The following is a 12,747-nucleotide window of genomic DNA, read 5'->3' as shown; positions in this document are numbered from 1 at the left end:
ATAATTGTAAACCCTACTCAAAATTTTAATATTTTATAACATATACTTAATCTTTTCACTGAATTGCTTTGATAAGCTGTTCAATCTTTTCCCTATCAGAAAACGCAACTACTTGATCGTCAAAAAGTTTAAAGCTATTCATACTAAGTTCAGGAATGTTTTTTGAAGTGGTTATCGAGGTAGCAGACAAATGTATTTCCTCGAACTTATTTTCTTTAAAAACTATAGCATTTTTAGCATTTATACCACCACCTGGTAAAATTTTTAATTTTGAAACTTCATTCTTCAGTTTTATTAGCAAATTCAGACCATCAACTGCTTTTATTTCCTGACCTGATGTTAAGACACGATCTACCCCTATTCTCTCCAAAGTTCGAATTGTTTCTTCCGGATTAGGTAACCAATCAAAAGCTCGATGAAATGTAAACGATAGTGGAGAACTTAACTGAATCAATTCTTTGGTTCTTTCCACATCCAAAGCACAATTTTCATGCAAAATTCCGGAGACAATTCCAGCACAACCGACGGACTTGCAAAACAGARTGTTCTGTTTCATAATATCAAATTCGGTATCTGAGTATGAAAAGTTCCCACTTCGTGGTCTAATCAATACATGTATGGGAATAGAAATTTCTGTAATTGTTTTTTGAATCAAACCATAGGATGGAGTAATTCCACCTACTGCCAATTCTGAACACAATTCAATGCGATTTGCTCCTCCTTTTTCTGCATTCAATGCGGATTCAAATGAATTGGCACAGATTTCAATTTTCATAATTTCCAAAAGAATACTATTATTTGTTACTCAACTATAATTTCATCAATAAACGTCCAGGCTTTATTTCCAGCACCTTGTAACCCTGCAGGAATGACTTCATAATTTTTCACTACCATCTTTATAAAGCGACATTCGCTAGTATCTAAATTTATAGAAATTGGCACTGTACTTTTATTAGAAAGATTATCTTGAGGAACTTTAGAGATCAACTCGCTGTATGTTAGATTATCCTTAGAGAGAGAAACCTCAACATTTTTAGGGAGATAAATCCATTGGCCATTTGCGTTATAAAATCTAGTCTCTATTTTACTAATTTCCAATATTTGTTTGAGGTCTAATATCACTTCCAGATCTTCTCCCCAAAACCCTAACCATTCTTTATCTCCATATCTAGTACTACTTCCTTTTATTGAATTTATCAATGCTTTTTTACCTCCAGCATCGTAAGAAGGATGAGGATCTTTATCAATAGAAATTGTAGCTCCTACTGCTTTGTGCTTCAATAAATCTTGTTTAAATACCGTTCCCAATGGTTTATCATCTTTAAAAACTTGGGCTTTTATCGTACAGCTTTTATCTATGAAAATAGGTTGATCATATTTCATAGAGGTATTTATTGGTTCGCTACCATCTAAGGTATATCTAATAGTAGTATCCTGCAGCAATGTTTTTAGAGAATACCTCATATGTTGATCATCAATTTCCAAATCTCCTTCAATTTCGTACAAATGATTCGCGTAGTTAATTCCTAAAACATCCAACCGTTTTTGAAATGGTATTAATCGATTTACAAAACTTTTATAATCCTTTACTTCTGAAGGACTCCAAACCACTTCGCTTAAAGCAATTGCCCGCGGAAGTGCCATATACGTTACTTTATCAAAAGTTTTCATATACTCTGTCCAGACATTTCCTTGAGCCCCTAAAATCAACGATGCTTCTTCCTGTGATAATTCGTCAGGAATTGGTTCAAACCCGTAGACTTTTTCTAGTGGAAGAAAACCTCCTATTGCTAAAGGTTCATCTTCCTTATCGCTTTGATAATAATCAAAATAACAATGGGAAGATGGAGTCAAAATAGCCTTATGATTTTCTTTAACAGCACTTACTGCTCCTTCTGTACCTCTCCAAGACATTACAACAGCATTTGGAGCTAAACCTCCTTCTAAAATTTCATCCCAACCAATAATCTTTCTTCCTTTACTATTTAAGTATTTTTCAATTCTTTTGATAAAATAACTCTGAAGACCAAATTCATCGGTTAGTCCTTCTTTTTGAATCAGTTGTTGACAATATTCACTAGCTTTCCATTGCGCTTTTGGAGTTTCGTCTCCTCCGATATGAATATATTCACTTGGGAAAAGCATCATCACCTCATCCAATACATCTTGTAAAAAAGCAAATGTCTTTTCTGTTGGGCAATAGACATCCTCAAAAACACCCCATTTTGTAGCAACTTCTGCAGATTTACCGCCACAACCTAATTCTGGATATGCAGCAATGGCAGCTTTAGAATGTCCTGGCATTTCAATTTCTGGAATTATGGTAATATTTCTTTCCTGAGCAAAAGTTACTACTTCTTTAATTTCCTCTTGGGTATAGAATCCACCATATCGTTTCCCATCAAACTGATGTGGTTGATCATTATAATGCCCTACCAAAGTCTCTTTTCTATAAGCTCCTATTTCAGTGAGTTTTGGGTATTTTTTAATTTCAATTCTCCAGCCTTGATCTTCTGTTAGATGCCAATGAAAAGTGTTGAATTTCAGTATAGACAGAATTTCTATATACCGTTTAATCTCTTCTACCGAAAAAAGATGACGCCCTACATCCAAATGCATTCCACGGTATGAAAATCTAGGTTCGTCGACAATTGAAATAACTGGCAACTTTATTGTGGTATCACAACTATTATTTTCAAAACAAGGAGGAAATAACTGCCGCAATGTTTGAACGGCATAGAAACTACCTTTTGAATCTTTGGAACGAATCAAAATTTCTTGATCAGAAACAGTAAGCCGATATCCTTCAATATCTGAGATTGTCGTATCAATTTCAAAAGAAATAAAATCTTTCTCCTTACTAGGATTTATTTCTAACGACTTTCCTGTTCCTTTTTCTATAAGTTTATTAAAATACATTACTGTTTTCTCAAGGCCAGGATGGTATTTTATAGCTGTATTTCCAGAGAACAGAAAATGTCCCTTTCCTAACTTTTGTTCTTTGGGCTGAGGAATAATACCATAAAACTCTATTGGATCTTGAGCTTTACCACAGCTAATAATGATAAAGCAAACTAGTATTAAGACTTTTATATGATGCTTGTTTTTACACATTTCTTATACAGATATCATTTTCATCACGCTGTTCAAAGTCTTGACTTTAATTGACTCGAAGTCAACATCTTCTGAAGTTTTAAAAAAAACCTTCTTTGTTTCACCTGGTAAAAGATCAAAGAAATTATCTTCAAAATGTCCTTTCTTATCGGTATAGAGAAATACATCTTTTTGTAAAGATGAAGATGAAACTGTTATTTCGTACCCATCTGAAACTTTACTTATATCCAATTGCACATTATGTTCTGATAATTTTAGATCCTTGGGTTTTACCAAATAAAAATTAGCTTTTTCTCCTTGAAACTCGGTTATTACTACCACATTTCGAAAATCAATAATTTCATCTGGTATTTTTTGCATAAATACCTTAGTTGAAGCATTCGCTTCTGCATTTATCTTTATCTTTTTATCCCATAATATATTCCCTTCAAAATCCATAAATGAAACTTTCAAATCTCCTTCTTTGGCTTTAAGGTTATCGTTCACAGCATATAATTCTAAAGAATCTTTATGTACTCTAGAAGAGATAATAAGATCTGCAAAACTTCTTTTTGCTTTGTAATGCAAAGCTTTCCAATTTCCTAACCCATCAATACCTGACCAAGAAACCACAGGCCAGCAATCATTAAATTGCCAATATAAAGAACCCATATTGTATGGCATCGCTCTTCTATGTGCGTGGATACCTTTAGTAATACCATAAGCTTGCAATAATTGACTTACATACACATAATCTTCTGGATCTGTAGGAACTGGAAAATCTCTTTGCATATACTCTTTTATCAATGCAAAACCTCTATTGTGTTTTTGATGCGTTTTGAAACTAGAGTGATCAATATCTATAGTATCCAACTGAGTAAAATATTTAATCGCTTCATAAGACGGAAAGGATTGAAAACCATATTCACTCATAAATCTTGGCACTTCTTCTTCAAATCGTTCAAAAGGCAATGCATCATGCCAAACTCCCCAATCATGTGCGCTTCCTTCGAGCTTGAATCTTTGATCAGCACGGCCATACTTTGGAGAGCTTTCCCAATAAGAATTATCTGTTAAACTTGCCACTGCTTCTGGTAAGATTCCGTTGAAGAGTTTTTGATAATTTGTCCAAATCTCCTCTTTTTCTTCTTCTGATCTATCAGTTTGCCAACCCCAATTATGCCATGCTTCGTTATTTTCATTATTCCCACACCATAAAGCTATACTTGAATGATTACGTAATCTTTTGATATTATCTGTAGCTTCTTGTTTTACATTTTCAAAGAAAGCTTCGTCCCCAGGATACATAGCACAAGCAAACATAAAATCCTGCCAGATTAATACTCCATTTTTATCTGCCAAATCATAGAATATATCTTCTTCATAAATTCCTCCTCCCCAAACACGCAGCATGTTCATATTTGCAGCAATGGCATCTTTGAAGATTTGTTGATAATCCTCAGTTTTTACTTCTGATTGAAAAATGTGTTGAGGAATATAATTAGCTCCCTTCATAAACACAGGAACATCGTTTAATTTAAAGTAAAATGTACTTCCAAAACTATCTTTATCCTGAACTAGCTTTATTGTACGCAATCCTTTTTGGATACTTTTAGAGACGATCTCTTTATTTCTTTCATTAACTTGTATTTTGATATCATACAGATAAGGATCTCCTAAATTATGTGTCCACCATCTTTTGGGGTTCAAAATTTCAAAATCCAAATTAAATAGGTGAGTTCCTGCCAAGAACTCTTTTTCTTCCTTTAAAACAATTGAATCATTTATAGAAACCTGAAATGTCAGTTCTATTTCAGATGTAATATTAAGATCTAATTTCGCTTGTAAAGATGCTTTTTCATCAGTAAGAGATCGTTGATCTATATATACATCATTAAGATATACATCATCCCAAGATTCAAGAGTGATAGGTCTCCAAATTCCAGAAGTAATAAAAGTGGGACCCCAATCCCATCCATAATGAAACTGTGGTTTTCGGGTAAATACTCTTCCTGAAACTGGAAGTTCATAAGTCAGTTTGTTTGCTTTTTGTTTTTCTACAGCATCAGGATGTTTAAATATGATCCGGAGCGTATTGTTTTCCTGAATCCTTTTTGAAACATCAACATTCCAAGTTCTAAAGGCATTATCAGTTTTAATCAATAAGCTATCATTTAAGAAAACCGTAGCATACGTATCTAAACCTTTGAATTCAAGTTGATGATTTTTCCTTTTTAACCGTTCCTTGTCAACTAGAAAAGTAGTAGTATACTCCCAATCTTCATCAGAAATCCATTGTAATTTTTCTTCATTATTACCAATAAATGGTTCTTCAATTTTTTGGTTATTCAATAAATCCGTATGAACAGTTCCTGGAACAATGGCATCCATCCAGAGTGTATCTTTGGTGTTTTTGAACTTCCATTCCTGATTAATTTCTGAGGTAAGATGATGTTTATCTTGATTACAAGAAATGAAGATTACTATAAGCAGTAGCAATCCTATTTTTTTATACATAACTAAAATGATTTTGCGTGTAACTACAATTACGAAAAATTGGCTTCTCTAAAATAGAAAAATAATCGATTCCCTAGTTAGTTACTCAAAATTCAAATTTTAGAAATCAAAATCTAAGGAGTAGAACTGGATACTTGTAACACTTTACCATTATAAAATTTATTTGCTGTTAATGCAAAATCTTTAATATAAGTTCCCATTTCTATAGCAGTTAAAGGTGCTTGATATCCTGGAAATGCTTCTTCTAACATTTCTGTTTGAACAGCTCCTAATGCTAACACGTTAAATGCTATCCCACTTTCTTTATACTCTTCTGCCAATAGTTCGCTTAAGGTAATAACCGCTCCTTTACTTGAACTATATGCTGCTAATCCTGGAAATTTCATACTCCCTTGAATTCCCCCCATACTACTTACAGTTACCACATGGCTTCCTTCTTTCATAAAAGGAATTACCAAACGAGTAATTTCAGCAACTCCAAAAACGTTCACTTTGTATACTTCTTCAAATTCTTTTGACGTGATTTCTGCAAAAGGTTTGTTAAGTAATTTGCCCGCATTATTGATCAAAATATCTACACTGCTCCAATTGTTATCAATAAAATTGGACATTTTCAAAAGATCATCTGGATTGCATAAATCACAAGAAAAAGTGTGAATATTTTTATGGTTTAAAGAAAGAATTGGTTTTTCATTTCTGGAAAGAGCAAGTACTTGATGTCCTTCATCGGCAAACAATTTTGCCATTTCGAACCCAATGCCTCTACTGGCTCCAGTAATTATTATGTTCTTCATCTGGTTGTTTTATTGTTTCTTAGTGGTCAGTTGGAATCACTATAGAACCGTTTTGGTTAGACATAAACTTAATCGTTATGGTTTATTTCACGATATTAGTTTAGTTTAATTTCTCTGGTGTTAGTGTTCAATATTTTAGTTATCACTGGCACACAATCATTAATCAGCTCTGTCATAAATTCCAAATTGATATTAGCCACCTCATCATCTACATGATGGTAGTAATCGTAATTACTAAAATCAAATGTACATATTGTTTGACAAGGCACATTAAATTCTTTATGAAAAGGGAAATTATCACTTCTACGAAATAATTGAAATTCTTTAGCTTTTGGCAAAAAACCTATCAATTCCTTTCCTGCATATTCATTCATTTTTTCTGCCATATTAGACATTTCATATCCTGTGATATATGCCTTATAAGGTTTATCAACTAATGGAACACCAATCATTTCAAAATTAATCATTGTGTAAAGGTTTAAGTTTTTCTCCTTCAACACTTTTGCCAAATGCTTAGATCCTAACAAACCGATTTCTTCTGCTCCAAATAACACAAAAAGAACACTTCTCTTATTGTTTTTAGTTTTTGCAAATTGTTTTGCCAAAGAAATTACAGCTGTGCTTCCAGCCGCATTGTCATTAGCTCCATTTGCTATAGTATCTCCATCTACTTCTTTTCCTTTACCAATATGATCAAAGTGAGCGCCAATCACTACAAATTCATCAGCTAAATTAGGATCTGTACCTTTCAAATATCCAACGACATTATAGGTTTCTTTTCCTTTTGCATCAAATGCAGGTAAATATGTATCGAAATAAGGACTAACCATGACACCTGCATCTTTAAATGTTTTTTCAATATATTCTGCCGCTTTTTTCAATCCTTCAGAACCCGTATCTCTTCCTTCTAATTCATCACTAGCCAAAAAATTCATTATCGTCTCAACTTCTGACACTTTAACTGCGGATTCAGAAGATTGCGCTTTGGTTACCTCTTTACAGTTAATAAATAATAAGGTTATTAATACAAGTGTTATATGTTTCATCTTACTTTTTTTTACTTATTTCTTTACTACAATTCTGCTCAAATTAAGGAAGGGACTTGTGTAAAGATTATATTTTTTGCTAAATATACTTAAAAAGTATGCCTATTAAATTGGAATTAGCTTTTCATTATATCTTTTATTTTTAAGTATTGTAAGAGCATCACAGTTCTTGCATCCTTAATTTCCCCTAAAGCTATCATATTAAACGCCTTTTCGAATTCAATTTCTAAAACATCGATATATTCTTGTTCTTCGGACAGACCTCCTCCATTATTTACCTTTTGATCATCATTATACTCAGCAATAAAAAGATGAGCAATTTCTGTCATAACAGCTGGAGAAGCATACACCTCAAACGCCTTTTCGAGTTTGTCGATGATAAAACCAGTTTCTTCTTCTGCCTCTTTTTTGGCACATTCTTCTGGTGTATCACCATCTAAAGAGCCTGCACACACTTCTATACTCATGCCAGAAGAGCTTCCATTTAGGAATGTAGGTAATCTAAATTGTTGTGTTAATACTACTGTTTTTTTATCTCTATTATATAATAGTACAGAAGCTCCATCTCCATGGTCATATACTTCTCTAAGATGTTCTTCTATAGCATCATCCTTTGTATGCTGATAATCAAAAGTATATTCCTTTAAAGAAAAGGTTTTATCTGATAATACTGTTGTCTTTAAATTTTGGATGTTTGTTGTCATTATAAATGAATAAAAAATCCCACTTCTCACGAAGCAGGATTTGTATATTAAGTATCCATTTTATGGATTATGCTAACATAGTTACTGGATTTTCCAGATATTGTTTTAAGGTCTGTAAAAATTGAGCTCCTGTTGCTCCATCTACTGTTCTGTGATCACAAGCCAATGTAACTTTCATCGTATTACCTACTACAATCTGACCATCTTTTACAACTGGTTTTTCTACAATGGTTCCAACCGATAATATTGCAGAATTAGGCTGATTGATTATAGAAGTAAATTCTTGAATACCAAACATTCCTAAATTAGAAACTGTAAATGTACTTCCACTCATCTCTTGTGGAGTCAACTTTTTGTTACGTGCTTTACCTGCTAATTCTTTTACATTCGCACCTATCTGTGTAAGAGACATCTGATCTGTAAAAGGTAGTACTGGTACTACTAATCCATCTGGCACTGCAACAGCTACTCCGATACTAATGTGCTTTGCATATTTGGTAACATCGTCAGACCATTGTGTATTTACTTGTGGATGTTTTCTCAATGCCATTGCACAGGCTTTTACAACCATATCATTAAAAGATACTTTGGTATCAGGCAATCCATTGATATATTTTCTAGAAGCCATTGCATTCTCCATATCCACCTCTATTGTAAGATAGTAATGTGGTGCATTGAATTTTGATGCAGAAAGTCCTCGTGCGATCGCTTTACGCATTTGAGAATTTTTCACTTCTTCGAAACTTTCTTCACCAGCTGGTATGTAAGGTTGTACAGCAGGAGCTGAAGCAGCTTCTTTTGTACTATCTGAACTTGGTGCAGCGGCAGCTGGTGTAAAAGATTCTACATCTTTTTTCACAATTCTTCCGTTCTCTCCTGAACCCTTTACTTGAGATAAATCAATTCCTTTATCTGCAGCAATTTTCTTCGCTAATGGTGAAGCGAATATTCTTCCTCCCGAAGACTCGCTACCTATTGTAGTCGTTGTTTTTGTTTCTTCTTTCTTTTGAGCAGAAGTTTCTTCAGGTTTTGAAGATGTTGTCGCTGGTGCCACATTTCCATCTTTAATTCCGGAAACATCTGTTCCTGCAGGTCCAATAATTGCTAACAATGCATCTACTGGAGCTGTTTGCCCTTCTTCGATACCTATATGTAATAAGGTTCCATTATAGAAGGATTCAAATTCCATAGTAGCTTTATCCGTTTCGATCTCCGCTAAAATATCTCCTTCTTCAATAGTATCACCAACCTTTTTAAGCCATGATGCAACTGTTCCTTCTTCCATAGTATCACTAAGTCGAGGCATAGTGATTACTTCTACTCCTTCCGGAATCTCCGCTGATACATTTGTAGTAGCTACTTCTTCAGTTTTCTCTTCTTTTGGTTCTTCAGCAGCAGATGCACTACCATTTAATAAACCTGAAATATCTTCACCTTCATCTCCTATAATCGCTAGCAACTGATCAACTGGAGCAGTTTCTCCTTCCTCTATACCTATATGCAGTAAGATACCTTCATAGAAAGATTCGAATTCCATTGTTGCTTTATCAGTTTCGATTTCAGCAAGAATATCTCCTTCGCTAATCTTATCTCCTTTTTTAACAAGCCACTTCGCGACAACTCCTTCTTCCATAGTATCGCTCAATCGCGGCATATTAATTACTGTAGCCATAACTTATTATAATTTGTGTGCTAAAAATGGATAATCCTCTTGTTCATATACAACATCGTACATTAGATTTTTTTCAGGGAACGCAGACTCTTCAGCAAACTTTTGGCACTCTGCAACCTTATCCTTAACTGCCTTATCTATGGCAGCTATTTCATCATCTGTAGCATATTCTTTATCTTTGATAATATCCAATACTTGCGTAATTGGATCTATTTTTTGATATTCTGCTACTTCTTCTTTTGTACGATATTTCTGAGCATCACTCATAGAATGTCCTCTATATCTATATGTTTTCAATTCTAAGAAAGTTGGACCTCCACCTGTTCTTGCTCTGGTAATAGCTTCATCCATTGCTTCAGCAACTTTTACAGGATTCATAGCATCCACTGGACCACATGGCATTTCATATCCAAGTCCTAATTTCCAAATATCTGTATGATTTGCTGTTCGCTCTACAGAAGTTCCCATTGCATATCCATTATTTTCTACACAGAATACTACAGGTAAATTCCATAACATTGCTAAATTAAAAGATTCATGAAGCGATCCTTGTCTGGTAGCTCCATCTCCCATAAATGTTAAAGTAACTGCATCTCTTTTATGGTACTTATCAGCGAAAGCTAATCCAGCTCCAAGAGGTATTTGTCCTCCTACGATACCGTGACCTCCATAAAATCTGTGCTCTTTAGAAAAGATATGCATTGAACCTCCCATTCCTTGAGATGTTCCTGTACCCTTCCCATATAATTCTGCCATAACGCGCTTTGGATCTACACCCATTCCTATTGGCTGAACATGATTACGATATGCAGTAATCATTCTATCTTTCGTAAGATCCATTGCATGTAATGCTCCAGCTAAAATAGCTTCTTGACCATTATATAAATGTAAAAACCCTCTTACTTTTTGTTGGATATAAACTTGAGCTAATTTGTCTTCAAACTTTCTCCAGAAGAGCATATCCTCGTACCACTTCAGGTAAACTTCTTTGGTTACTTTTTTCATCTAAAATGTAATGATATTTCAAATTTAAGTCAGTTTAACCGCTGACCTCTCTAACAATTACAGAATTTTTCTGCTAATTTCTCAATTAAGCGAAAAACAAAAATAAGATATTCATTACTAAGGAGAAAGCAGTTTTTGGATAAAAATCTACGAAAACGTTATAAATATGAATTATCAAAAATAAGGGGCAATAAATTAGCTAAAGAGTAAGATTTTACTACTTTTCCTGTCTCTCCCATAAAATAAATCTCTATTGGCTTCTTTTGATTCAATTCATATTCAGCAATTGCTTGCCTACAAGCTCCACAAGGTGGAGTGGGTTTATCTAATTTATATTTTAGCGATTTTGCAGAGAGTGCCATTTTTAAGATAGGAATTCCTGGAAAGTTTGCCCCTGCTGAAAAGATTGCTACTCTTTCTGCACACAAACCAGAAGGATAACAAGCATTCTCTTGATTGTTTCCTAAAACAATTTCTTGATTTTCCAATAGTAACGCTGCACCAACTAAAAATTTGGAATATGGAGCATATGCCTGATCACGGATTTTAAAAGACTGTTCCATTAATTCTTGAACGTCTTCTGGTAACTCCTCTAGAGAATCATACACTTGTAGCGTTGATTTGATTTCTATTTCTTTCACACTTTTAAATTTAATCCATTTAGACTTGTACAATGTACTATAAACAAAAAAAAGTATCAAACTTTACATCTGATACTTTTTCTTTATATACGTTAGGATATCCTATCTATCGTAAAAATCTTCTCCAAAATTAAATGAAAGACCAAAACGTAATGTTCCTTCTAATGGACTTTGTACGGAAGATGCGTTAAATAAATATGATACGTCTAGATTTACTATGGTATATTTAAATCCAAGACCTAGAGACACAAACTTACGTGCTCCTTTGTTCTCCGCTTCATTAAAATATCCTCCTCTAAAAGAGAATACATCTTTGTATACATACTCTGCACCTAAAGACCAAGTAAATTCCTCTAATTCTTCACTAAATCCACCATCAGCATCTCCCCAAGAAGAAAAGATCGCTCCAAAAGAACTTATACTTTGATATTCTTCATTATCCTCTGCATCAATATCACCATCACCATCAAAATCTTGTGGACTTGGCACTAAAAGCTTTGCAAATTCTAAAGAAGGCGTAATTCTATTATATTCATCTAAAAGGAAATCGAATCCTGCACCAAGTCTAAACGTAGTAGGAATAAAATTCTCCTGACCAGCATCGTCATATTTAATTTTAGGACCAATATTAGATATATTTAATCCAGCTCTCCATCTACCATTAAAAGAATTGTAAGCAATTTCTTCACTGCGATAAAAAGCAGCAACATCAACTCCAAAACTTCCTGCAGCGCTTGCATCGGCTCCCAAACCTTGCAATCTTAAATCTGATCGTAAATAACGACCTGCTACTGCCATGGAAAATGTAGGACTTAATTGTAATGCATATGAAACATCTAATGTTAATTCATTTGGTTTTTGAACATTAGGAGAATCATTAGGCCCTTGTCTAAACTCAATATCTCCAAGACTAAAATATCTAAAGCTTGCTGCTACAGCACTCTGACCGTTTTGTCCAAAACGATTATAATAATTTACGCTTCCTAAAAATATATCATCAACAAGGTTACTAAGGTAAGGTGTGTAATTAATACCAACCCCTTGTTGTTTTCCTATAAAAGCATATTTTGCAGGGTTCCATTGTTGTGAAAATGCGTCTGCTGAAGTTGCAACCCCTTGATCTGCTAAACCTGCTGCTCTTGCATCTGCAGCAATCAAAAGAAACGGTGTAGCGGTTGTAATTGCTCGGTTCGGTTCTTGCGCTTGGGCTTTATAATTTAATAGTGTAAAAAACACCAAGCCAAGGATTATGATTTTTCTCATGTGAAAATTAAT

General features: G+C 34.0%; 10 protein-coding genes. All 10 read right to left on the bottom strand.

Annotated features, from left to right (window positions below; genetic code table 11):
* Positions 1–55: 55 nt before the first annotated feature.
* Positions 56–775, bottom strand: coding sequence for a copper homeostasis protein CutC (locus GBO31_RS17355; protein ID WP_219009678.1), 720 nt, complete (start codon positions 773–775; stop codon positions 56–58).
* A gap of 26 nt (positions 776–801) precedes the next feature.
* Positions 802–3,114 (bottom strand): beta-N-acetylhexosaminidase, encoded by a 2,313-nt coding sequence (locus GBO31_RS17350; protein ID WP_219009675.1) that lies wholly within the window; start codon positions 3,112–3,114, stop codon positions 802–804.
* A 3-nt stretch (positions 3,115–3,117) separates the two neighbouring features.
* The gene (locus tag GBO31_RS17345) at positions 3,118–5,610 is read right to left on the bottom strand and encodes a beta-mannosidase (protein ID WP_219009674.1); all 2,493 of its coding nucleotides are present in this window, start codon (positions 5,608–5,610) and stop codon (positions 3,118–3,120) included.
* A 113-nt stretch (positions 5,611–5,723) separates the two neighbouring features.
* Entirely contained in the window at positions 5,724–6,404 is a 681-nt protein-coding gene (locus tag GBO31_RS17340; RefSeq protein ID WP_219009673.1) for an SDR family NAD(P)-dependent oxidoreductase, read from the bottom strand.
* Between the two features lie 95 nt (positions 6,405–6,499).
* Entirely contained in the window at positions 6,500–7,450 is a 951-nt protein-coding gene (locus GBO31_RS17335; RefSeq protein ID WP_219009671.1) for a M28 family metallopeptidase, read from the bottom strand.
* 116 nt (positions 7,451–7,566) lie between these two features.
* Positions 7,567–8,154 (bottom strand): NUDIX domain-containing protein, encoded by a 588-nt coding sequence (locus GBO31_RS17330; RefSeq protein ID WP_219009670.1) that lies wholly within the window; start codon positions 8,152–8,154, stop codon positions 7,567–7,569.
* A gap of 67 nt (positions 8,155–8,221) precedes the next feature.
* Positions 8,222–9,826: a pyruvate dehydrogenase complex dihydrolipoamide acetyltransferase gene (locus GBO31_RS17325; RefSeq protein ID WP_219009669.1), complete on the bottom strand. Its 1,605-nt coding sequence runs from the start codon at positions 9,824–9,826 to the stop codon at positions 8,222–8,224.
* 6 nt (positions 9,827–9,832) lie between these two features.
* Complete coding sequence (gene pdhA, locus GBO31_RS17320; protein ID WP_219009668.1) at positions 9,833–10,831, bottom strand: pyruvate dehydrogenase (acetyl-transferring) E1 component subunit alpha; 999 nt, start codon at positions 10,829–10,831, stop codon at positions 9,833–9,835.
* 158 nt (positions 10,832–10,989) lie between these two features.
* Positions 10,990–11,472: a cytidine deaminase gene (locus tag GBO31_RS17315; protein WP_219009667.1), complete on the bottom strand. Its 483-nt coding sequence runs from the start codon at positions 11,470–11,472 to the stop codon at positions 10,990–10,992.
* 102 nt (positions 11,473–11,574) lie between these two features.
* Positions 11,575–12,735 (bottom strand): type IX secretion system outer membrane channel protein PorV, encoded by a 1,161-nt coding sequence (gene porV, locus GBO31_RS17310; RefSeq protein WP_219009666.1) that lies wholly within the window; start codon positions 12,733–12,735, stop codon positions 11,575–11,577.
* Positions 12,736–12,747: the final 12 nt, after the last annotated feature.

Source organism: Aquimarina litoralis (assembly GCF_019295435.1).
GTDB classification, from domain to species: domain Bacteria; phylum Bacteroidota; class Bacteroidia; order Flavobacteriales; family Flavobacteriaceae; genus Aquimarina; species Aquimarina litoralis_A.
The sequence above is the reverse complement of the archived record's forward strand: the minus strand, read 5'-3'. Positions and strand labels throughout refer to the sequence as shown.